The organism is Microcystis wesenbergii NRERC-220 (assembly GCF_032027425.1).
Lineage (GTDB): Bacteria > Cyanobacteriota > Cyanobacteriia > Cyanobacteriales > Microcystaceae > Microcystis > Microcystis wesenbergii_A.
The window spans coordinates 4607864-4630368 of sequence record NZ_JAVSJA010000001.1; the positions used below are offsets into that span (position 1 = coordinate 4607864).

Sequence of the window (22505 nt, forward strand, 5' to 3'; positions counted from 1 at the left end):
GGTAAAAACCTTAGTAGAAATTCTCCTCGATAAAACTTAAGTCCCACTGAACTTAATCTACAAGACTTTCTTTTTGGATTAATACCTCACCAGCGATCAAACGTTGGGCTGCCGACAGTAAAACACTCTCAATATAGGGCTTGACAAAAAAACCTTTTGCCCCTTTAGCAGCGGCGAGATGCTGCATTTTTTGCGCCCCTTGCGCGGTAACCATCGCTACTGGTATCCCCTGAAGTTGTTCATCCTCTTGCAGACAAGAGAGCAATTCTAACCCATTCAGGCGCGGCATTTCGATATCGCAGAGAATCAGATCACAAGCTAATCCGGCCCGTAATTTTTCCCATGCTTCTAAACCGTCCCGGGCCTGTTCAATGCGATAACCAGCTTTAACAAAAGAAATCGTTAACATTTCTCGCATTATTACCGAATCATCGACAATCAAGACCAGAGGAGAGGATAAAGGCTGATTACGAGCCGCTTTAATACTATCAGCTAGTAACACTTCCCCCGCAATCATTTTTTCAGCTGCCGAGAGTAAATCTCTGTCCGGGCAGGGCTTGGTAAAATAACCACTAGCTCCTAATTTCGCCGCCTCCTTGCGATGAAGGTCCGCTCCTCGGGAAGTCAAGAAAGCCACGGGAATCGCCGCTAATCGGGGGTCTTTTTGCAAATTAGACAGTAATTCCAGGCCATTCATGCGGGGCATCTCGATATCGGAGAAAACGATATCACAGGGCAAACCGCCGCGTAATTTTTCCCAAGCTTCTTGACCATCCCGGGCCTGTTCCACACGATAACCGGCTTTACTAAAGGTTAAAGAGAGCAATTCCCGGACAGTAATCGAATCATCGACAATCAGCACCATAGTCTCGGATTTTTGGCCAGTTCCCACCTCTACGGGGGGGGCTGGTTGGCGCCAAGGACTCCCCTTATCGGTACGCAGACGACCCTGGGCAATGTCGATTAACTCTAACACATCGCCGATGGGCATCACCGTACCATCGCCTAAAACCGTCGCCCCAGCAATCCCAACCGTTTTCGGAATCGGTCCTTCGATCTGTTTGATGACGATTTCCGGTAGCGAGCTTCGGAATCGGTCCTCTGACATGATCACTTGATCTACCTGCACTGCCAAGAGATTATTACCACCGCGCAGGATCACGATCGAAAAAGAGTCTTCCTCCTGTTTGCCGGTGTAAAAACTACCGCGACCGACCCGCCGATTGTAGGAAAGCAACTCGCTCAGGGGTTGGAAAGGTAGTAAAGTATTTTGCCAGAAAACGCAGCGCCGTCCATCCATATCCATTTGGATATCCCTGGGCTGGTAAAAGCTCATCTTCACCTCTTTCACCTCTTCCACCTTTCCCACCTTGACCTCCAGGCTTTTGGGGAGGAGGACTTCTTCCACTTCGTCCCTGGAGAAACCGATGCGCGCACGATCACTAACACAAAAGAGGGCCTTACAGATACTCAGGGTTAGGGGTAAACGGATGGTAAAAGTGGTTCCTTTGCCCAGTACCGAGTCAATAGTAACGGTCCCGCGCACATCGATTACACTGGTACGCACCACATCTAAACCCACCCCACGACCGGAAATACCATCGGCCTGATCTTTGGTACTAAAACCGGGGCGAAAGAGGAGTTCATAGACTTCTTGGGGACTGAGGTGTTGAGCTTCCCGATCGCTGATTAGTCCTTTTTTGATCGCCTTGCGTTTAACCCGATTCGCATCAATACCGGCCCCATCATCACTAACGGTGATCACGGTTTGATTTCCCTGTAGGAATGCCTGGACAGAGATCGTACCGAGGGCAGGTTTCCCCTTAGCCATGCGTTCTTGGGGTGATTCAATGCCGTGGGCGATCGCATTGTTGACCAGATGGGTCATGGGACTAAGGAGATGTTCAAGGAGCATCTGATCGATGAGAACATCACCCCCTTCCACTTTTAATTTGGCTTGTTTATGCAGTTCCAGGGACAGATCGTGAATTGCCCGGGGTAGGTGATCGGCAGTTTCACTAAAGGGAGCCATGCGGGATTTGGTCATCCCTTCCTGTAGTTGGGTGGTAACCTGTCGCAGACTACGCATCACCTGATCGGTTTCATCGACGACAAATTGAAGATCAGAGGCCGATTCTCGCACTCGCACGATCAATTCGATTATATTTTGCGCTTTTTTATGGAAATCATTATCAAACTGGTCGAGATCTAGGGCATCTTGTTTGCCGGTCATAGCCGAATCGCCCTGATTTTCTCCCTTAACTCTACCGTAACCGATGGCACCGCGGGAATTGCGACTAGCCAGCAAAGCCCCTTCTAGGAGGGTTCTTTCATAGAGATCCTGCAGCCAACTGCCCACATCGCTGAGTTTTTGGACTTGGTTAAGCAAATTATCCAAAAAGAGACCCAGGTCCTTCTGTTCCTGTTCAAGGCAATTGCGTTTAACCACCAGTTCCCCGATCAGATTGCTGAGGTTATCCAATTGTTTGATCGGCACCCGCATCGTCTGTTCAAAAGCTTTACTGACAAGGGGACGCCCGTTATTTAACCGTGCTGGTGGACTGAAACTGGAGGCCGGAACTCCTCCCATCACCTGACTGCTTTCTTTGAGGAGTTTTTCTAAATCCTTGAATTTATTCTCTAGGTGGCTTTCTGTGGCAAGTTCCAGTGATTCTAACCGTTGGAGATGTTCCGCCCCAGCCTCCCGTTCCACTGCCGTGGATTCCGAGAGGAGGGCTTCTAGGGATTCAAAGATGTCTGGCAGTGGCGATTGCGCTCGTGGAGTGGGTTTTTCCAGAAAAGCTTCTAAGTCTTCAAGGCTGTCGTAAAAATTGGGGTTGCTGATGGTTATAATTGCTTCTGAGTCCCGGACTGCTGCATTTTCTAACAGCCGAGATTCCAGATCATCCCCATCTTCTGCTTCTGACTTTGGCGCAGGCCTACGGGTAAAATAAAGATCATTAGTGGCGGCTTCTTCCCAATTGATGCTACCGCCAAAAAGTTCCCGTAATTCCCGTTCTGAGGGCAAGGAAGACGGGGTTTGGCCAAGAGAAGCCCCAGACCTGGCTGCCGGAGAGGAACTCTGCTCAAATAAAAAGCTGAGTTCGTCTAGAGCCTCCTCACCGTCGCTGTCTTTGTCTTCTAAACTCTCTAACAACTGTTCGAGATCTTCGTTAAAGAGATGATCCGAGTCGGGTTTCATCATGATTTGCTTCCTGCCAAGTCTTCCTTTTTGGTCAACCAATACGCTCTCTCTAGCTTCAGGTTACCCAGAATTCTACCCGATAACTTCATCCACTAGCAATTTTTTTATGGCTAATCAAACTCTTGGACTCGATCGACAATTTTATTCCTATTATCAATCTATCTGTCTGCGAGAACCCCCGATTTTAGCTCAGTTACGTCAAGAAACTGCCTCTCAACCCCTGGCAGTCATGCAGATTGCCCCCGAACAAGGTCAGTTTATGGCTTTTTTAGTACAGGCGATCAGGGCGAAAAAAACCCTAGAAATAGGGGTTTTTACCGGTTATAGTTCTCTAGTGGTGGCCTTAGCTTTACCCCCGGAAGGCAAGCTGATCGCCTGTGATCTAAGCGAAGAATATACCAGTATAGCCCGCCGTTATTGGCAGCAGGCCGGTGTCGCCGCTAAAATCGATTTAAGAATTGCCCCAGCCCTGGAGACTTTAGATCAATTAATCGCCGCAGGAGAAAGTAATAGTTTTGATTTTGTCTTTATCGATGCCGATAAAAGTAATTATGATCGCTACTACGAACAGGCGTTACAATTGGTCAGAACGGGCGGAATTATCGCTATCGATAATGTCTTTTGGTCGGGACGGGTAGCAACGGACGATAACACCGATAATCGCACCAAAATTATCCGTTCACTTAATGCCAAAATTCAGCAGGATGAACGGGTAAATATCAGTATTATTCCTATTGGTGATGGTTTGACCCTAGCCATGAAAAAGTGAAGAAGTGGAGGAGAGTAGAAAAGCTTTTGCTCTTAACAATCAGGGTTTATTTTTATTGTCTAAATTTAGTCACCAGTCCAAAACCACCCACGACAAAGCTAAGTAATAGGGCAAAATTAACTTCTTGGTTACGATAGGCACTCATGCAAGAGACAGTTAGATAAGCTTAGACGCACTTAAGTTACATATCTTGATAATTCAAAAAACTCTCAACCGCTTATTCCTCCTGCCTTGCTAAAACGCATCTTAGATGCGTTTTAGCTTATCTGTAATTAATTAATTGTGTCTCGCTACTTATAAGTACCTAAGCAAAATTAATTACACATATCTAACCACCTCTTGCCTCTTGCCCCTTGCCTCTTGCCTATCTTCACTAGGAAATTAATTTTGCACGACTACTTATCTCTTAAGATAGTTGACAAAAAATTATAGCTGAGAATGACAGCACCAAATTATCAGTTCAACGGAGAGGGTGGGATTTGAACCCACGTTAGGTGTGACCCTAAAGCAGATTTCGAGTCTGCCGCATTCAACCACTCTGCCACCTCTCCACAGGGTTTGAGTCTGGATTATCATTTTAACAGATTACTTGCCCTAGGATTGATTTTTTTTGATCGACCTCTTGCCTAATTGATTTTTGAGGGTTTAAAAACGTCAAAAATAAGGATTAAGTGGCATAAAATATCTAAATAGACCATTTAATTGATTATTATTCACTCGTAATTCTCCTGACGACCGACTACTGACCACTGACTCCTCACCAACCACGACAATTTTTGATTTTTACCAGAGGTCCGATGAATCAAGCTCCTTTTCTTCCAGTTAACCATCCCCGGCCTAACTTTCTCCACTGGTTAGGGAGTCTCTGGAAATTTTCCCGTCCCCATACGATTATCGGCACTTCTTTCAGTGTTTTAAGTCTGTATTTAATTGCTTTAGGCAATATTAGCGATTTTTTTAGCCATTGGTCGGTTTTATTGCTCACTTGGGCTGCTTGTCTTGCGGGTAATGTCTATATCGTCGGTTTAAATCAGTTGGAAGACATCGACATCGATAAAATCAATAAACCCCATCTTCCCCTAGCCAAGGGCGAATTTTCTCGGTTAACAGGCGGGTTAATCGTGGGTTTTAGCGGTATTTTAGCAATTATACTGGCTTTTATCGGTGGTTTTTGGCTGTTAATCACCGTGGGGATTAGTTTACTCATCGGTACGGCCTATTCCTTGCCACCAGTGCGTTTAAAACGCTTTCCCCTCTGGTCCGCCTTCTGTATTTTTACCGTCCGGGGTGTCATCGTCAATTTAGGTCTTTTTCGCCACTACAACACAGTTATTAATCAAAATCAGTCTATCTATCCCTCGATCTGGGTTTTAACAGCTTTTGTTCTCGTTTTCACCGTTGCGATCGCTATTTTTAAGGATGTTCCTGACCTAGAAGGCGATCGCATTTACCAAATTACCACTTTTACCCTCCTTCTCGGTCCTCAAAAAATCTTAATAATTTCCCTCTTGACAATTTCGCTGTGTTATGCAGGGATGATTGCCGTCGGCCTCTTGGGGATAACAGGAATTAATTCTTCTCTGGCCATTGTCGCCCATCTGCTCCTACTTCTTCTTCTTTGGTGGCGTAGTCGCGGAGTAAATTTAGAAGATAAAAGCGAAATCAGCCGATTTTACCAATTTATTTGGAAATTATTCTTCCTAGAATACCTTATATTCCCCCTAGCTTGTTTACTGTGAAAATATCTCCTTTTTTAGCGGCGATTCCCTTACTTTGGCTAAGTGGTACAAGCGCACCTAGTCAAGAAACCATAGAGCCGCAATTATTAACCGGCAATCTTCGTTTAACCCTGAAACATGGCGTTTGGAAACTGTGGCAAGATAAACCCGTTTATCAATATCTTACCCTAGATTTAAGATGCGATCGTGCCGTTTGTCAGCCATCGGTGTGGGGATACGCACCCAAATTTAACAAAGAAGTGGATCACCAAGGTACGGTAAAAACGATTAAATTAGACAATGCTTGGCGATTACAGGTGAAAATGAACATTCAAACTCACCCTTGGCAAGCGGAAGTCAGGGAAGCTATCTATAATATCGAAATTGTCCCCTACCAAGACCAACTTATCGGCAGTTATCAAGGTACTTTAGGGGGAAGAAGACTACAAAACACAGTTAATGGCACAATTTCCCCTTTATGGCCTAATCCTGTCCCTAATCACCAACCCCTACAACCGCGAGAACATCCCCGTTTAATCTTTCGCAAGTCAGAATTAACTAATCTCAGAGAAAAAGCGAAAACTCCCATCGGTCAAACTATTATCGCCCAATTAAACAACAGTTTACAGGAAAAAATTTATTACGATGGTTATGTGCCTAATGGGGGTTATCATGCCACAGGTCATTGTTTTTTAGCAATTTTAAATCAAGATAGAAAATCAGCAGAAACCGCCTGGGAAATTCTCGAAAAAACCCGTAAAAATCGGGGCAGGAGAATCTTAGAACAATCGCCAATTGTCGCCGGAGTCGCTCTCGCCTACGATCTTTGTTATGATTTTTGGGGAGAAAAGCGCCAACGGGAAATTACTGGCTGGTTATTCAGTGAAAGTAAAAAACTTCTCAAAGGTGATTCACCCAAAAATGGCTGGAATGGAGACGCAGTTAGTAACTGGAATGCGCGGGCCAGAGGTGCGGCAGGTTTAGCCAGTTTAGCGATTCTCAAGGAAGATGTACCAGCCGATCCTCTCTATTCTCCCTCTGCACAGGTGGAAATGGCCAAACGTCACATCGAACGCTATTTTACCACAGCTATCGGCGATCGAGGATTTGGCACGGAGGGAGATTTATACAGCACCGAACCCATGGTTCTCGCTGTTTTTCCTTTTCTGCAAGGGTATCGAAATAGTCTCGGATTAGACTTAGTAGCTGGTTCCCCGGCAGCCCAATTAATCCCCCATTATTTAACCAGAATTGTCCCTAAGAATGGTCAATTATTGATTCCTGCTTATGGCAGACATCAGATGTTTGTAGGAGTATCTTTATTAACTATCGGATTGGGAATTACCGATAAATCATTGCTACCAGCAGTAAAATGGCGATTACAAGGTCAAGAAAAACAACTTTTTCACCCCCATTATCCTCATATTGCCCCTTTTCTTCTCGCTGCTTATCCATCTAATCTTATTCCAGAAAATCCCGAACGCCAACTTTCCCGCGTTTTAGTTGATCAACAAAAGGGATTTTATACTTTTCGTAATCGGTGGCAAAATGAAGAGGATTTTGTCGCTAGTATCTATCTCAAACAGCAACCTTTTGTGGGGGGATGGTCTTTTCCCGATGTCGCTAGTGTGAGAATTTGGGGATTAGGAGGACATTGGGCGAGTTTTGAGGGGTCAAAAGGCGACTGGAATTCGGAAAATACCGTTACTTTCCCGAAAACACCGCCTTGGCGACAGGCAAAACCGATATCTTTTCAATCTAGTCCCGATGGTTCGGGAGTAATTACCTTAAAAACTGATAAAATCAGGGTTAAAAGAGCTAATCCACCCTTCGGCTCCGCTCAGGGTGAACCCGCAGAAGTCGCTCTAGTTCGCTCTTTCGCCGTCGATTACGGTCTTTCCTCTGGTTCTCCCGGATTATTCGTCTTGATGGATAAATTATTAGGTAAAGTCGAGCAACCAGAATTTATTAATAAAACTTGGGTGATGAATACCCAGGGAAATGTCACTCTCGGAAAAAATAGTTTTACTATCACTCAAAATCGGGCAACTATGCAGGGAACTTTTATCACTCCCGTGACTTTAAAAGTCGAGAAAACTAATACAGGTCAGCGCATTTTAGCCACGGGTAGCGAGGAATTTTTTCTGGTGATGACCGTGCAGAAAAGTCGTCCCCCAGCAGTTAAAATTATCGGTAAGGGATTAGATGCGATCGTGGAAATTGGCTTCCAGGAAATCTCAATTATCGACGGTGCAGTTAGATTAAAAAATATGAATTTTCAAGAGCCATAAAAATTGGCAAGTGACCCAAGACAAGTTAACAGTTGTCAAGGAGCATTGGTCAAAATGATAACTATTCGAGCAATTATTGATGATATAATCAAGATAGCCGACCAAAATAGCCACTAAATTCAGAACTATCTAGAATTGCATCTATAATTTCCGACTAACTAAACTATGACTAAATATTATCAAATCACCGTTCACAATCGTCAGACGGGCGAAAAAATTACCACCACCGTTGCCGAGGATAACTATATACTCCACAGTCTGGAAAAACAGGGCTATCAATTACCCTTTTCCTGTCGCAATGGAGCTTGTACCAGCTGCGCGGTCAGGGTATTATCAGGAGATATCCACCAACCAGAAGCGATCGGACTATCGCCAGAATTAAAAGCCAGAGGTTATGCTTTACTTTGTGTTAGTTATGCCCGCAGCGATATGGAAGTAGCCACCCAAGACGAAGATGAAGTCTATGAACTGCAATTCGGTCGCTTTTTTGCTCGTGGCAAAGTGCGTTTTGGTTTACCCTTAGATGAAGAATAGATTAGGGATTAATCGTGCCAGATACCAGCAGCCAATTAGAAAAATACCTAGACATTGCCAGCGAAGCCGCCCTAGCGGCGGGAACAATTATCCTCGATAATTGGTGTAAAATCGAGATAATAGAAGAAAAAGGGCGATCAGGCGATTTAGTGACGGAAATAGATCGTCGAGCAGAAAGAGAAATTCTCAAAATTATTAGCCGTCACTTTCCCGAACATGGGATTTTAGCGGAAGAATCGGGAAAAATGCCAGGGACGGACAGCGACTATCTCTGGGCGATCGATCCTCTCGATGGAACCACCAACTATGCCCACGGTTATCCCGTATCCGTCGTCTCCATCGGACTACTGATCGCAGGGATAGCAGCAGTGGGAGTTATCTATAACCCCTTTAGAAAGGAACTATTTCGGGCAGCCAGGGGTTTAGGGTCCACCCTGAACCGTCGTCCCATCCATGTCTCCCGGACGAGTGAACTAGAAAAAAGTTTACTGGTGACGGGTTTTGCCTACGATCGCTGTCAAACCCAGGATAATAATTATGCCGAATTCTGTTATCTGACCCATCTGAGCCAAGGCGTACGCCGGAGCGGTTCCGCTGCCAAAGACTTAACCGATGTGGCCTGTGGGCGCTTAGATGGTTATTGGGAACGAGGGATTAATCCCTGGGATATGGCCGCGGGAATTATTCTGATCGAAGAAGCTGGGGGTAAAATTAGCGCCTATGATGAGAGTCCTTTTAGGATGGAAACGGGGCGAATTCTGGCCACTAACGGACAGATTCACACCCCCTTAAGCCAAGCTCTGCAAAAAGCTGCCTCTTGGAGGTTTCAGTTTGAATCCTTTTAATATTTAGGGTTGGCTGAATATCAGCATAAGCTTTGCTAGAAAAGGGTTTGGGGACTTTTTCCCCCAAAAAGTGCCAGAAACAAACGTTGAGAAATCGAGCCGAGGGACTCAAAACCCTGGCACTTTCCGGAGGCGAACGCAAAGCACTCGCTATGCGAGAACGCAAAGGGTGCCGCTTCCAGGCGCGCGAGGTCATTCTGTTATTCTGACTTCCCCCACCGACGACCGGCGGCCGACGACCGACTCCTAACTCCACCAACAAACTTTTTCAGCAAACTCTATTTATGGCGTTATCATTTTGATTAGAGATAGGAGCCGCTGTATGACTTTTCCAATTTCCCAGGGGTTGTTTCAATTTGATTTAATCGATCACTTCGCTATTTTAGGAGTCTCGATCGATGCCGAGCATCAGGAGATTCGCCAGCGTTACTTAAAAATCGCCCATAAACTCCATCCCGATACCTGTCGCACTTACACCCCCGCCGAAAGGGAACAGGCTCATCATTTACTCTCAAAATTAGTTAACCCTGCCTACGAACATCTCGGCCGCAACCCGTCTCGCGAAGAATTTCGCCTTGTTTTAACAGAAATGGGCAAGGCAATGGCGAGGGATTCGGGTAAAATCACCATCAGTAGCGAACCGGCTAGAAAACTAGCCCAATCTAGCGCTAACCATGAATTAGCCTATCAAAAAATCCTGCAATCTTTGGCGATCGATCAATATACCGCCCTAGAAAATGCCTATCAGAAAATCGCCCAACTCAGTGAACTCAATCTGGTTTATCTGATGTTAACCGAAGGTCAGGGCAACAAGAAAACCACCCGGAAAGTCTTTATCTCCCAAGGCAATCCTAACCAGTCCGAGTTAGTCGGGGCTACTGTCCCCACGGCAGCCCGGGCTAAAGCCAAGGAATCGCCACTAGAAGCCTATATTCGCCGCGCTCAAGCCTCTCTTGACCAAAATAATCCCGCCCAAGCTTTGCGAGAATTGCGCGATGCCCTGCGGCAAGAACCGGATAACGGCATCTGTCACGCCCTGCTCGGTTTAGCCTACCTGCGACAAAATCAACCCTCCATGGCCCGGGTTCATATCAATCGCGCCTGGCAAACCAGCCCCCAAGATGCGACGGTGATTAAGTGTAAACAGGAACTAGATAAAGTAGTTAATCCTAATATTGAAGTGCAACATCAGAATGGACAAAAAGGGGAAGGAGATCGCAATAGCGGTTTTTGGTCTCGATTTGGTGGTAAAAAGAAATAGGACTGACCAGTGCCACCGATTTTGATTAGCAAACTCCCATGATTCATCAACCCCCGGCGGGGACCAGGGATTTATTACCCCTAGAAGTTACCCAAAAAGGCTGGATTAACGATCGCCTTCAGTCTGTCTTTCAGCGTTGGGGCTATCAAAGGATCGTCACCTCCACCATTGAATGGCTCGATACCCTCACCGCAGGCGGTGCGATCGATCCCACCACCGTAATCCAACTCCACGGGGATAGCCAAGGACTATCGGGATTACGCCCTGAATTAACCGCTTCCATTGCCCGTAGTGCCGTCACCCGCATGAGTGGGGAGTCCTATCCCCAACGTCTCTGTTATCGGGCTAACGTTTTTCGTCGCCCTAGCGCCAGTTATCACGGTCGTCAAGTGGAATTCTATCAAGCGGGGGTAGAACTGCTCTTTTCTGGCGGTTTACTAGCTGATGCCGAGATTTTACTGCTCCTGGCCGACTGTTTCGATAGTTTGGCCGTCCCTAACTGGCAGATTATTTTAGGAGAAGCGGGTTTGACTCGTTCCCTACTTTCCCCTTTTCCAGGTCCCTTGCGGGAACAGGTGAAACGCTGTTTAGCCCTCCTGGACTACGTTAGCCTCGAAAATCTTCCCTATCCCAACGAAATCCTCCGGCAGCAAGCCCGACAATTATTTCATCTGCGCGGTAATCCTGAGGATGTCCTCGCACAAGTGGCAGTATTAGCCCAGGAAGAATCGGCCCAAAAAGCCGTTAATAACCTTAAATCCCTAGTCGAGCTGCTTAATGCTGATCGCTCTGGTCCTTTCCCCCTAATTCTCGATTTAAGTCTGATTCAAACCTTTGATTACTACACTGGCATCGTTTTTAAAGCGGTTAGTTATCACCAGCAAAATCTCAGTATTTTAGGCCAGGGCGGACGCTATGATCAATTATTGGGCGTTTTTCATCCCCAGGACCAATCGGCTCCGGGTATCGGTTTTTCCCTGAATATCGAAGAACTGCACGAAAGTTTATTATCAGGGCAGACTTTACCCAGTAAAGCTCCTCCCCTCGACTGGTTACTTATCCCTTTGGGTAATAACGCCCAGATAGCGACTTTTAGTAAAGCTCGCTCTCTTCGCAACGGTGATCCTAATCTGAGAGTGGCGATCGATTTAGGTGGTCGCAGCGAGGCACAAATTCGTACCTATGCCCGCGATCGGATGATTAAAAATCTCGCCTGGGTGCAAGAAGATGGTTCCGTGATCGAAGAATCTCTCTAAAAGGTGGCAAAAGCGGCGGAAATACTGCCTTCTGCCCGCTGCTATAGGACTCTATCTAGGGTTTGCGGCAAAAAGTACGGGGGAAGCATTCGGGCAATAACCTATCGGTGAAACCGTAGATTTTTTATCCGAATGCTTCACCCCTACAGGACGCGGGCCGATGAAGACGCAAGGTTTTGAAGCACGATTCTCTCAAAATCTTGCACCTGTTTCGCGAGAAAAGCCACAAAACCCTTACCTTGCCTACATTTCACCTTTATTCAGCAAACCCTATCTAAATTGGAGCAAGAGGACTCCCGTTACACCGCCCCCGCGGTTAGCGGGAGATGAATTGCGACCAGTAAAAAAGACTAACAGGATAGCGTTTCCTTAGACGGAGTAGCTTGATTCTCAACATATTTTTTGGCTCTTCTCGACTTTGTGTGGTAATTTTTGCTTATGGAATCGTGAAATACCTATCAAGCAAGACTTTTAGCTCTATTTTGACGTTCGGCGACGCTCAGTCGAGCGGCGGAAGAAACTAGAAAATATCAGTATAGACCTCGTTCCCACACATAAACCAGAAGAGCCGTTCAAAAAACTTTATAATAACCCCCATTAATACCCACTGAAACCATAATAAATCATAAGCAAAAATCAATGTTAATAATCGATTCTAATCTATACCAGAGATGAACGTGGGTTGGGTTAAAGCATGAAACCCAACGCTGACGGCGATGATTGAGCCGCTTCTTGGCATGGTAACGACTAGGACTGTCCCAAGTGCGGGAAACGGCGATTTTAAAATTTTCACCCTTTATTCAGGAAAAAATCATGTCAACTCCTTTTTTGGTCAAAGATATCCTTCCCGGTGCCTTTAACTCCTACCCCAAATATCTGACGGCATTATATAGTTTTACCAATAAATGTTAGAACAAAGATGTAGATGTAGGTTGCTCTAATGGGAAGTTTTGTGACGACAAGTAGCATTGATGATATTTATGGGGAATAATGAATCTAGAGGATCGCCTAACTTTCCAATTGGTAGCGACTCGCCATGAAACAACCAACCGCCAATTATGATGAACCCTGGAAAGAAGCATTAACCGAGTATTTTGAAGCGTTTTTATACTTTTTCTTTCCCGAAGTTCACCCAGAAAACGGGTTTCTTGAAGAAACCCGTTTTCTGGACTTGTGGCCATCGCCTTCTCGCCATGACCCGCTAAAATTGTCATTGTGAGGGAGTAATTGAGAGACAATCTTCAGAAACCCGTTTTCTGGACTTATGGCGAATCACCTGAATCAGTGAACAGTTGTTAGCCTTTTGGTAACTGATTCAGGTAATTGCATTTGCGTCTCTTGGTTATAATTCACAAACAGGCTATAATGTTAGTAAAACAACGTTAATCTCTAAGGTTTATCAATGACTCAAATATTGATCGAAATTCCCGACGAATTAATATCTCGTTTGCAAGAACAAAAATCCTCGGTTCAAGAGATTGTTATCAAAGCTTTGGAAAATTATGTTCAAGCTGAATTACCAGATATTACTAAGACTCGTACTTGGGAACTTTGTGGAAGTTTAGAAATTGTCCAACCTGAGCCTAAATATATTATCGGACAAGATAATCGGGGTCAAGTTGTAACTAACTACGCTGAAAACATCGATGAAATTATTTATTAAAAATTGTGGACAAAGAAATTATTGTTGATACTTCTGCTTTAATTGCCTTTTTTGTCAAATCTGAAACTCATCACGAAAGCGCTCAAAAATATTACTTGGAAAATCCTCATAATAATTGGATTATTCTGGAATCGGTATTCGATGAAACTGTTACTTGGATTCGGAGCAAGGTATCTAGTCGAGCCTCAATCCAAGTGGGTCAAATACTAAGAGAAGATCATCGTTATATCAATGTGTCAGATAGCGATGATCTGGCAACATGGGAAGCTTTCTGTAAGTACAATGATAAAAAATGGAGTTACACAGATTGTTCTATTTTAGTTATGGCTCATCGTTTACAAATATTTAAGGTATTCGCTTTTGATGATCATATTCGTCAAATGGCAGGATTAGGAATTGTTTGTGTCCCATAAACTAATAAAAATACAATTTATGAACGTCGTTCAGATTGCATATCTTGCAACAACCCACGAAACTGAGAAAATGGGGTTTTTCAAGAAACCATGAGAAAACGCCTATTTAGAAACCCGTTTTCTGTAAATTTTTGTTATATCCCCCTTGAAAAATTGGCGATTGTTTGCACAAAATAGTCGAAGTCATCCTTTGCGGTCAATGTCATGACTTCTACCCTGTTGCCGAGCCTTCCTGCTGTTGACGATGTTTTCTTCAATTTTGCTCAATCTGATGGCTTGAGTCAAGTTAATCAGGTGAATAGTGCGAGAAATCAGGGTTTAACCGCACCCGAATTAAATACTGTAGTCTTCCTCGATGCTGGTGTTACCGATTATCAAACCCTACAAGCTGGGGTAATTCCAGAAGTCGCCACCGTTATTCTCTCTGCCAATCAAGACGGAATCGAACAAATATCCGCTTTTTTACCACAAAATCCCCAGATTACCACCATTCACCTCTATTATTAAATCGGTGCGTTACGCTATCGCGCTTCATAGCCTAGGAGTAAGCAAACAACTCCAATGAACCCAACAACCGCCAATTATGATGAACCTTGGAAAGAAGCATTAACCGAGTATTTTGAAGCGTTTTTACATTTCTTCTTTCCTGAAGTTCACCAACTAATTGATTGGACAAAAACTCCCGAATCCCTGGAAAAAGAACTCAAACGGATTACCGCTTCAGCTAAGACAAAAAAACGTTTCGCTGACAAACTCTATAAAGTCTGGTTACTCAGGGGTGAAGAAGTCTGGATTTTGATTCATATTGAAATTCAAAGCCAGTACGAAGAAAATTTCCCTCAGAGGATGTATATTTATAACTATCGGGCCTTTGATTTGTATCAGAAACCAGTTATCAGTCTCGCTATATTAGGAGATGAACGAGTAAATTGGCGACCAGATTCCTATAATTATACTATCGCTGGCTGTGAAGTGAGTTTGAAATTCCCAACGGTTAAATTACTGGACTATGAGGAAAGATGGACAGAACTAGAAGCAAGTAGCAATCCCTTTGCTATAATCGTCATGGCACACCTGAAAACAAAAGCGACTACTGGGAAGCTGCCAGAACGGGAACAGTGGAAGTGGAGGTTAATCAGGGGATTATATGAAAAGGAGTTCGAGAGAGAACAGATAATTAAACTGTTTGAAATCATCGACAATATGATGACTTTATCCCCTGAATTGCAGTCAAGTTTAGAGAGTAAAATCAAACAATTTGAGGAGGAAAGAACCATGCCTTTAATGAGTAATATGGAGTTACGAGGGATAGAACGCGGTAAAGAAATAGGCAAGGAAATTGGTAAGGAAATAGGTAAGGAAATTGGAGCGTTAGAAAATGCTCGTAACTATGTTAAAACGGTGCTGAAAACGCGATTGGGTGATATTCCAATAGAAATTGAGCAAGCTGTGGATAAAATTTCTGTATTATCGATTTTAGACGAGTTACTGAAATCGGCATTAACCGTTAATTCTTTTGATGAGTTGCATCAACTTTTAGAACAATAGTCTCAGTAATTTTCTTCTCCAATGAACCCAACAACCGCCAATTATGATGAATCCTGGAAAGAAGCATTAAGCGAGTATTTTGAAGCGTTTTTACATTTCTTCTTTCCTGAAGTTCACCAATTGATTGATTGGACAAAAATTCCCGAATCTCTAGAAAAAGAACTCAAACGGATTACCGCTTCAGCAAGGACAAAAAAACGTTTTGCTGACAAACTCTATAAAGTTTGGTTACTCAGGGGTGAAGAAGTCTGGATTTTGATTCATATTGAAATTCAAAGCCAGTACGAAGAAAATTTCCCTCAGAGGATGTATATTTATAACTATCGGGCCTTTGATTTGTATCAGAAACCAGTTATCAGTCTCGCTATATTAGGAGATGAACGAGTAAATTGGCGACCAGATTCCTATAATTATACTATCGCTGGCTGTGAAGTGAGTTTGAAATTCCCAACAGTCAAATTACTGGACTATGAGGAAAGCTGGTCAGAACTAGAAGCAAGTAGCAATCCCTTTGCTATAATCGTCATGGCACACCTGAAAACAAAAGCGACTACTGGGAAGCTGCCACAACGGGAACAGTGGAAGTGGAGGTTAATCAGGGGATTATATGAAAAGGAGTTCGAGAGAGAACAGATAATTAAACTGTTTGAAATCATCGACAATATGATGACTTTATCCCCTGAATTGCAGTCAAGTTTAGAGAGTAAAATCAAACAATTTGAGGAGGAAAGAACCATGCCTTTAGTAAGTAATATGGAGTTACGAGGGATAGAACGCGGTAAAGAAATAGGCAAGGAAATTGGAGCGTTAGAAAAAAGCCGCGATGACATAAAAACAGTTTTAACCGTGCGGTTTGGACAGATTTCTTCAGAAATTGAAGAGATAATCGGCAAAATGACTAACCCTACTATCTTAGAAGAGCTACTAAAATTAGCAGCTACCGCTAATTCTCTCGCAGAATTTAGGCAGTCTTTGGCAAAAATCCAATAATCTTATCCAATATCTAGAAAACGGGTTCCTTTAAGAAACCCGTTTTCTGTAAATTTTTGTTATATCCCCCTTGAAAAATTGGCGATTGTTTGCACAAAATAGTCGCATTAATCTTTTGCGGTCAGTGTCATGACTTCTACCCTGTTGCCGAGCCTTCCTGCTGTTGACGATGTTTTCTTCAATTTTGCTCAATCTGATGGCTTGAGTCAAGTTAATCAGGTGAATAGTGCGAGAAATCAGGGTTTAACCGCACCCGAATTAAATACTGTAGTTTTCCTCGATGCTGGTGTTAGCGATTATCAAAGTCTCCAAGCTGGGGTAATTCCAGAAGTCGCCACGGTTATTCTCTCTGCCAATCAAGACGGAATCGAACAAATATCCGCTTTTTTACCACTGTTGAAACCTCAGATTTGTCGGAGTTGCAGACATCTGGGGTTTTTCAGCCAGATATACCCTTCTTTGCCGGCTTAAGTACCTAAGCAAAATTAATGACACAAATCTAACCCCCCCCCTTGCATGAGTGCCTTTCTTCACCAGGAAATTTATTTTGCACCACCACTTAATTGTTTAATTTTCACCCTTTATTCAGGAAAAAGTCAGTCATGTCAATTCCTTTTTTAGTTAAAGATATCAACCCCGGTGCCTTTAACTCCTACCCCAAATATCTGACGGCGCTGGGCAATACCCTGTACTTCCAAGCCTTTGACGGCGTGAACGGCTTTGAATTGTGGAAAAGCGACGGCACGGCCGCCGGTACGGTTCTGGTCAAAGATATCGCCCCCGGTTTCTCTTGGTCTTCCCCCCGCAATTTAACGGCAGTGGGCAGTACCCTGTTCTTCACTGCCAGTGACGGCGTGAACGGTAATGAATTATGGAAGAGCGACGGCACGGCGGCTGGTACGGTTCTGGTCAAAGATATTTTTCCCGGTTTATCTGGTCCCTCCCCCAGCAGTCTGACCGCAGTGGGCAATACCCTCTTTTTCACTGCCAATGACGGGGTTAACGGTAATGAATTATGGAAGAGCGACGGCACGGCAGCTGGTACGGTTCTGGTCAAGGATATCAACCCCGGTTCCGCTCCTACCCCCCCCCCCCAATCTCTGACGGTAGTGGGCAACACCCTGTTCTTCAATGCCTATGACGGCGTGAACGGCTTTGAATTGTGGAAAAGCGACGGCACGGCCGCCGGTACGGTTCTGGTCAAAGATATCCGCCCCGGTTCCTCTTGGTCCTACCTCCGCTATCTGACGGCAGTGGGCAACACCCTGTTCTTCGCTGCCAATGACGGCGTGAACGGTCTTGAATTATGGAAAAGCGACGGCACGGCGGCCGGTACGGTTCTGGTCAAGGATATCAACCCCGGTTCCTCTGGCTCCTACCCCCGCAATCTAACGGTGATGGGCAACACCCTCTTTTTCACTGCCGATGACGGGGTTAACGGTAATGAATTGTGGAAGAGCGACGGCACGGCCGCCGGTACGGTTCTGGTCAAGGATATCAACCCCGGTTCCTCTGGCTCCTACCCCCGCAATCTAACGGTGATGGGCAATACCCTCTTTTTCGCTGCCGATGACGGGGTTAACGGTAATGAATTGTGGAAGAGCGACGGCACGGCCGCCGGTACGGTTCTGGTCAAGGATAAGGATATCAACCCCGGTTCCTCTACGTCCAACCCCAGCAATCTAACGGTGATGGGCAATACCCTCTTTTTCGCTGCCGATGACGGGGTTAACGGTAATGAATTGTGGAAGAGCGACGGCACGGCGGCCGGTACGGTTCTGGTGTCCGACATCCGCCCCGGTTCCAAAGACTCCATCCCCGGCAATCTAAAGGTAGTGGGCAGCACCCTGTACTTCACTGCCGATGACGGCGTGAACGGTCGGGAATTGTGGGCCGTGAGTACCCCCACCCTCGCCATTGCCGCCACCAATGCCAATCAAACCGAAGGGAATAGAGGCAGTAAAGCTTTCACTTTCACCGTCACTCGTTCGGTTAATACCACGGGAACCAATAACGTCAACTGGGCAGTTACCGGCAGCGGCAGCAATCCTGCCAATGCCACTGATTTTGTTGGGGGAATCTTACCGTCAGGAACCGAGAGTTTTACGACGGGGCAAACCTCAAAAGTAATTACTGTTAACGTTCAGGGGGATACAACGGTAGAACCGAACGAAAACTTTACCGTCACCCTCTCCAATCCCACCAACGGTGCTACCATTACCACCGCTACTGCTACGGGAACCATCAATAATGATGACTTTATCGGTACTTCTGGTCCGGACACCCTTGCGGGAACCTCTGGAGCAGATGCCCTGACTGGATTAGATGGTAACGATACTTATACGGTAAATGATGCCGGGGATTTGGTCATTGAAGCTCTCAACCAGGGAACCGATACCGTGCAAGCTTCCATTTCCTATACCCTTCCTGACAACGTGGAAAATCTCCTTCTCACTGGTACTGGTAATTTTAATGGCACGGGTAATGGCTTAAATAACCAGATTACAGGGAATAGTGGCAATAATAGCCTCAATGGTGCTGCTGGAATCGATACTTTAACCGGTGGGGTGGGGACAGACATCTTCATCTTCCAATTTAGTCAGTCCACCTCGACAGCCCTAGACCGAGTTACGGATTTTGCCATTGGTACTGATAAAATTGACCTGCTTAGTCAAGCTGGTGCGGCCATTAATGCCCCGGTCGCTTTTACCCGGGCAACAGATAGCACCACGACCAATATTAACACCATTGTTACTAACGTCTTTACCGATGCTAATGGGGCAACAGCCGGAAATCAAGCTCTCGGAATTAACAGTGCTGTTTTAGTGCGGGACAATAGTTCTTCTACTTACCTGATTATCAACGACGGTACGGCGGGTTTCCAAAGTGCTAATGATTTGGTGATTAATCTGACTGGGTTAACGGGTACTTTACCGGCGCTCGGCACTATTGCGGTCAATAGTTTCTTTGTCTAAATTAATGGGGGGGGATTAATTCTCCCCTTTTAATGCTCCCGTTCAAGTAATTTTGATACAAAAAAAGTTAAGAGGCTCTTCTCGACTTTGTGTTATAAGTAGCTGGTTATAGCGTTTTTCAGTCTGCTGAGGTACAAAAGTTATGGGTTTTAGGCAAAAGGCAAGAGGCAAAAGGCAAAAGGGAAGAAAAACAAGTGTACCTCACTAGCTTAGGAAACGCTATATAATTAAATTAAAAATGGATTTTGCCTCTGATCCCCCCTTAGTCCCCCCTTGATAAGGGGGCATCTGATAATTTTTAACGCCTACCTACTTAATTTTTGCTTATGAAACCGTGAAATACCTATCAAGCAAGACTTTTAGGGCTATTTTGACGTTCGGCGATGCCTTCGGCGTGAGATCAGTCGAACGCTCAGTCGAGCCGAGGAAGAAACTAGAAAATATCAGTATAGACCTCGTTTCCACACATAAACCAGAAGCTCCCAAATACTGATGGGCAGTCAGGAGTTTAAGCTTGTGGAGAGACTGTAAGACTCGTTGGGATTCGTCTCAAAAAGCAGGTTTCTGTGAAGCAAGAATCTCCCATCACACAGCTTGGCATTGTGATGGCGAGAGTGTCAAAATTGTGTTCAATTACCCGTCATCCCAGTCATGCCTTCCAGCGGTCAAGTGAAATCGATTTTTTTTCTTATCCTCTTTCTCCTCAGTATTCTAGGGGGTATTCTACTGGCTTCGCTACTTAAAGAACCAGCGATCGCGCAATCTCCCTCCTCGGATACAGTGCTGAATCGTTATCAAATTGGACAGCAAACCTATCTAGAAAATTGTGCCACTTGCCATATTGCCATTCCTCCCAGCATCCTACCCAGTCAAACTTGGAAAAAAATCCTAGAAAACCCTAATTCTCACTATGGTATCCGTTTAAAACCAATTGTTGGCATTACTCAGCGTCTTATCTGGGATTATCTCAGTTATTCTTCCCGCCCTCTTACCCAGACTACTTTCGTTCCCCTCTTAATTGAACAGTCCACCTATGTAAAGGTTTTGCATCCTAGGGTCAATTTACCCACTCCTATGGGTCATACCACCTGTGTCACCTGTCATCCCAACGCTTCCCGCTACGATTATCAAACCCTTACCCCCATCTGGGATGATGCAGCCTGATCAGTTATCAGTTTTCAGATGTGAGTTTTTAGTTCACTGATTACTGATTACTGTTTACTGATCACTGAGAGGAGGTGCAGTTAGGGTGATTTCGCCGATTTGACCAGCTTTACCCATTAATTGGGCAGGTTTTTCGTTAAGAGAGATTTTAACACCTCCAGCATTGCCCGATCGAATATTTAAACTCTTTTGGGCTGTCCAAGTTTGTTTAGTCCCGGGTTGGAGATTGCCTTCATGGACTTTTTTGCCATCGGCAATTACCCTTACCCAAGCGGCCTGTTCAATAGTTACCTGGGCTGAGAGGGGAACTTTTGGCTGAGGAGGAGGGGAAGGAGAGGCTACCAGTGCGGGAGGGACTACCGGCGCGGGGGAAACTATAGGGGAAGGAGAGGGAGTAACGGCAGGGGGGTTAGAGAGAGGGGGACGGAGGAAAAGATAGCCAATACCGCAAAATATGCCCGCCAGCAAGCCTAGCCAGAGATACATCCCGAAAAAGGTTGATTTAGCCGGTTGGGGGCTAGTTTCCAGGGCTGGTTTTTCTGGTTTCACCGGTTCCACTTTTGGGGCAGCGGGTTCAGCCTTGGGGAGAGGGGTAACTTTTGTGGGCAGTGTTTTCGGGATAGTTACCTCTTGAGCTAATTGTTCCGCACTAGGAGACAAGCGATCGGCTAAAGCTTTACCATCAATTTTTAGAGCATCACCGTAGCGTTTGATAAATCCCTTGACATAAATTAATTCTGGTAATTTCTGCCAATTCCCCGTTTCCAACGCTTCTAGCATTGGTACTCTAATCATCGTCAGGGCGGCGATATCGTCTATGCTCAGGCCGCTTTCTTCTCGTTTTTGACGTAAATAAGTCCCGATTTCCTTGATTTGTTCGGCTTGTAGGGGACTGAGTTGACTCATAATTCCAGTCATAATCTATACCAATTAGATGATAATCTCGATTTTGTTATTTTGGGATAATCTGTTTACCTTGTCATCATTACCGGCGAAAAGGTTCCAAAAACCGGTAAAAATCGGCAATACTTGCAAAAGTTAAGTTTTTTATACTAGGGGAACTGCACTAGCCAGTTAGTACATATATTTGTTCTCAATGCTTGTTTTTCTCGAACTCTCAGCTGATCGCTAATTAGGGTTGGCTGAATAAATCTAAAAACCTTGTTGGATAAAGCTTTTAGACTTTTTTTCCCTCAAAAAGTGCTGACCATTGGAGTGATCGGGGGTAAAATTCAGGCACTTTTTCCCTGAAAATTAGGTAATTGACTACCTCAAAATCGGTAAAACCCCACACCCCACACCCCACACCCCACACCCCACACCCCACACCCTGTCCCCAGGAAAAACTTTTTGCCGCAAACCCTAATTATGACCTTTATTCCCCATCCCGACACCACCCTCCTTCACCTTACCTGTGCCGTAGTCACGGTGAGCGATACTCGTACCCCAGAGACGGATAGGAGTGGCCAGATAATTCAAGAGTTACTAACTCGATCTGGTCATGATATCGGCCTATACTTAATTATCCCCGATCAACCCTTACAAATTCAAGCAATCTTACCAGAGATTAGCAATCAAAATCAGATAAAAGTCTTAATTTTCAATGGGGGTACAGGTATTGCTCCCAGAGACACCACATACGATGCTTTAGTACCTTTATTAAGGATCACTTTGCCCGGTTTTGGCGAATTATTTCGTTATCTCAGCTATCAGGAAATTGGCTCCCGTGCCATGGCATCGAGAGCAATAGCTGGGGTTTATCAAAACTTATTAGTCTTTTCTCTACCTGGTTCCACTAATGCCGTTAAATTAGCCCTAGAAAAACTGATTCTTCCCGAAATATCACATCTGGTTAAACAGCTAAATGGATAAT

At 44.9% G+C, this 22505-nt stretch carries 19 protein-coding genes and 1 tRNA gene; 17 read left to right on the forward strand and 3 right to left on the reverse strand.

The window, feature by feature from the left end:
- Positions 1–52: 52 nt before the first annotated feature.
- Positions 53–3205, reverse strand: coding sequence for a hybrid sensor histidine kinase/response regulator (locus RAM70_RS22450; RefSeq protein ID WP_312675685.1), 3153 nt, complete (start codon positions 3203–3205; stop codon positions 53–55).
- A 106-nt stretch (positions 3206–3311) separates the two neighbouring features.
- Between RAM70_RS22450 and RAM70_RS22455 the strand changes: the two genes are divergently transcribed.
- The gene (locus tag RAM70_RS22455; protein ID WP_045360557.1) at positions 3312–3974 is read left to right on the forward strand and encodes a class I SAM-dependent methyltransferase; all 663 of its coding nucleotides are present in this window, start codon (positions 3312–3314) and stop codon (positions 3972–3974) included.
- A gap of 464 nt (positions 3975–4438) precedes the next feature.
- Here RAM70_RS22455 and RAM70_RS22460 read toward each other — a convergent pair.
- A tRNA-Ser gene (locus tag RAM70_RS22460) sits at positions 4439–4525 on the reverse strand.
- A 246-nt stretch (positions 4526–4771) separates the two neighbouring features.
- Between RAM70_RS22460 and RAM70_RS22465 the strand changes: the two genes are divergently transcribed.
- From RAM70_RS22465 to RAM70_RS22535, 15 genes are all read left to right on the forward strand, one after another.
- Positions 4772–5713: a homogentisate phytyltransferase gene (locus tag RAM70_RS22465; RefSeq protein ID WP_190380388.1), complete on the forward strand. Its 942-nt coding sequence runs from the start codon at positions 4772–4774 to the stop codon at positions 5711–5713.
- On the forward strand, positions 5710–7983 hold the full coding sequence (locus RAM70_RS22470) for a hypothetical protein (protein WP_312675688.1): 2274 nt from the start codon (positions 5710–5712) through the stop codon (positions 7981–7983). The genes RAM70_RS22465 and RAM70_RS22470 overlap by 4 nt, the downstream gene beginning before the upstream one ends.
- Positions 7984–8148: 165 nt before the next feature.
- A complete protein-coding gene (locus RAM70_RS22475; protein WP_190380390.1) occupies positions 8149–8517 on the forward strand; it encodes a 2Fe-2S iron-sulfur cluster-binding protein in 369 nt (122 codons plus the stop codon).
- A gap of 14 nt (positions 8518–8531) precedes the next feature.
- Positions 8532–9362 carry an inositol monophosphatase family protein gene (locus tag RAM70_RS22480; RefSeq protein WP_045360551.1) on the forward strand — a complete coding sequence of 277 codons (831 nt, stop codon included), beginning with the start codon at positions 8532–8534 and terminating at the stop codon, positions 9360–9362.
- A 322-nt stretch (positions 9363–9684) separates the two neighbouring features.
- Positions 9685–10623 carry a J domain-containing protein gene (locus RAM70_RS22485; RefSeq protein WP_190380391.1) on the forward strand — a complete coding sequence of 313 codons (939 nt, stop codon included), beginning with the start codon at positions 9685–9687 and terminating at the stop codon, positions 10621–10623.
- Between the two features lie 38 nt (positions 10624–10661).
- Positions 10662–11879, forward strand: coding sequence for an ATP phosphoribosyltransferase regulatory subunit (locus RAM70_RS22490; RefSeq protein WP_312675695.1), 1218 nt, complete (start codon positions 10662–10664; stop codon positions 11877–11879).
- A 1036-nt stretch (positions 11880–12915) separates the two neighbouring features.
- Positions 12916–13098, forward strand: a complete 183-nt coding sequence (locus RAM70_RS22495) for a hypothetical protein (RefSeq protein ID WP_072024871.1) — start codon at positions 12916–12918, stop codon at positions 13096–13098.
- Positions 13099–13281: 183 nt separating this feature from the next.
- Entirely contained in the window at positions 13282–13542 is a 261-nt protein-coding gene (locus RAM70_RS22500; protein ID WP_002733873.1) for a hypothetical protein, read from the forward strand.
- Between the two features lie 5 nt (positions 13543–13547).
- Positions 13548–13955, forward strand: a complete 408-nt coding sequence (locus RAM70_RS22505; RefSeq protein WP_045360544.1) for a type II toxin-antitoxin system VapC family toxin — start codon at positions 13548–13550, stop codon at positions 13953–13955.
- A gap of 204 nt (positions 13956–14159) precedes the next feature.
- Entirely contained in the window at positions 14160–14462 is a 303-nt protein-coding gene (locus tag RAM70_RS22510; protein ID WP_312675698.1) for a DUF4347 domain-containing protein, read from the forward strand.
- A gap of 54 nt (positions 14463–14516) precedes the next feature.
- Positions 14517–15503 carry an RpnC/YadD family protein gene (locus tag RAM70_RS22515; RefSeq protein WP_312675700.1) on the forward strand — a complete coding sequence of 329 codons (987 nt, stop codon included), beginning with the start codon at positions 14517–14519 and terminating at the stop codon, positions 15501–15503.
- 21 nt (positions 15504–15524) lie between these two features.
- Positions 15525–16493 carry an RpnC/YadD family protein gene (locus RAM70_RS22520; RefSeq protein WP_312675702.1) on the forward strand — a complete coding sequence of 323 codons (969 nt, stop codon included), beginning with the start codon at positions 15525–15527 and terminating at the stop codon, positions 16491–16493.
- 129 nt (positions 16494–16622) lie between these two features.
- Entirely contained in the window at positions 16623–16964 is a 342-nt protein-coding gene (locus tag RAM70_RS22525; protein ID WP_312675704.1) for a DUF4347 domain-containing protein, read from the forward strand.
- A gap of 131 nt (positions 16965–17095) precedes the next feature.
- Positions 17096–19468, forward strand: coding sequence for an ELWxxDGT repeat protein (locus RAM70_RS22530; protein ID WP_312675706.1), 2373 nt, complete (start codon positions 17096–17098; stop codon positions 19466–19468).
- A 651-nt stretch (positions 19469–20119) separates the two neighbouring features.
- Positions 20120–20632: a dihem cytochrome c family protein gene (locus RAM70_RS22535; RefSeq protein ID WP_045360536.1), complete on the forward strand. Its 513-nt coding sequence runs from the start codon at positions 20120–20122 to the stop codon at positions 20630–20632.
- Positions 20633–20686: 54 nt separating this feature from the next.
- On the opposite strand, the gene RAM70_RS22540 is transcribed toward RAM70_RS22535, so the two are convergent.
- On the reverse strand, positions 20687–21550 hold the full coding sequence (locus RAM70_RS22540; RefSeq protein WP_312675708.1) for a helix-turn-helix domain-containing protein: 864 nt from the start codon (positions 21548–21550) through the stop codon (positions 20687–20689).
- 450 nt (positions 21551–22000) lie between these two features.
- Between RAM70_RS22540 and RAM70_RS22545 the strand changes: the two genes are divergently transcribed.
- Entirely contained in the window at positions 22001–22504 is a 504-nt protein-coding gene (locus RAM70_RS22545; protein WP_190381655.1) for a MogA/MoaB family molybdenum cofactor biosynthesis protein, read from the forward strand.
- Position 22505 lies beyond the last annotated feature (1 nt).

What these genes read in the sequence shown, in the direction of transcription:
- RAM70_RS22450 (WP_312675685.1), bottom strand. Translation starts at nt 3,205, where the DNA reads ATGATGAAACCCGACTCGGATCATCTCTTTAACGAAGATCTCGAACAG.
- RAM70_RS22455 (WP_045360557.1), top strand. Translation starts at nt 3,312, where the DNA reads ATGGCTAATCAAACTCTTGGACTCGATCGACAATTTTATTCCTATTAT.
- RAM70_RS22465 (WP_190380388.1), top strand. Translation starts at nt 4,772, where the DNA reads ATGAATCAAGCTCCTTTTCTTCCAGTTAACCATCCCCGGCCTAACTTT.
- RAM70_RS22475 (WP_190380390.1), top strand. Translation starts at nt 8,149, where the DNA reads ATGACTAAATATTATCAAATCACCGTTCACAATCGTCAGACGGGCGAA.
- RAM70_RS22485 (WP_190380391.1), top strand. Translation starts at nt 9,685, where the DNA reads ATGACTTTTCCAATTTCCCAGGGGTTGTTTCAATTTGATTTAATCGAT.
- RAM70_RS22490 (WP_312675695.1), top strand. Translation starts at nt 10,662, where the DNA reads ATGATTCATCAACCCCCGGCGGGGACCAGGGATTTATTACCCCTAGAA.
- RAM70_RS22495 (WP_072024871.1), top strand. Translation starts at nt 12,916, where the DNA reads ATGAAACAACCAACCGCCAATTATGATGAACCCTGGAAAGAAGCATTA.
- RAM70_RS22500 (WP_002733873.1), top strand. Translation starts at nt 13,282, where the DNA reads ATGACTCAAATATTGATCGAAATTCCCGACGAATTAATATCTCGTTTG.
- RAM70_RS22510 (WP_312675698.1), top strand. Translation starts at nt 14,160, where the DNA reads ATGACTTCTACCCTGTTGCCGAGCCTTCCTGCTGTTGACGATGTTTTC.
- RAM70_RS22515 (WP_312675700.1), top strand. Translation starts at nt 14,517, where the DNA reads ATGAACCCAACAACCGCCAATTATGATGAACCTTGGAAAGAAGCATTA.
- RAM70_RS22520 (WP_312675702.1), top strand. Translation starts at nt 15,525, where the DNA reads ATGAACCCAACAACCGCCAATTATGATGAATCCTGGAAAGAAGCATTA.
- RAM70_RS22525 (WP_312675704.1), top strand. Translation starts at nt 16,623, where the DNA reads ATGACTTCTACCCTGTTGCCGAGCCTTCCTGCTGTTGACGATGTTTTC.
- RAM70_RS22530 (WP_312675706.1), top strand. Translation starts at nt 17,096, where the DNA reads ATGTCAATTCCTTTTTTAGTTAAAGATATCAACCCCGGTGCCTTTAAC.
- RAM70_RS22535 (WP_045360536.1), top strand. Translation starts at nt 20,120, where the DNA reads ATGCCTTCCAGCGGTCAAGTGAAATCGATTTTTTTTCTTATCCTCTTT.
- RAM70_RS22540 (WP_312675708.1), bottom strand. Translation starts at nt 21,550, where the DNA reads ATGACTGGAATTATGAGTCAACTCAGTCCCCTACAAGCCGAACAAATC.
- RAM70_RS22545 (WP_190381655.1), top strand. Translation starts at nt 22,001, where the DNA reads ATGACCTTTATTCCCCATCCCGACACCACCCTCCTTCACCTTACCTGT.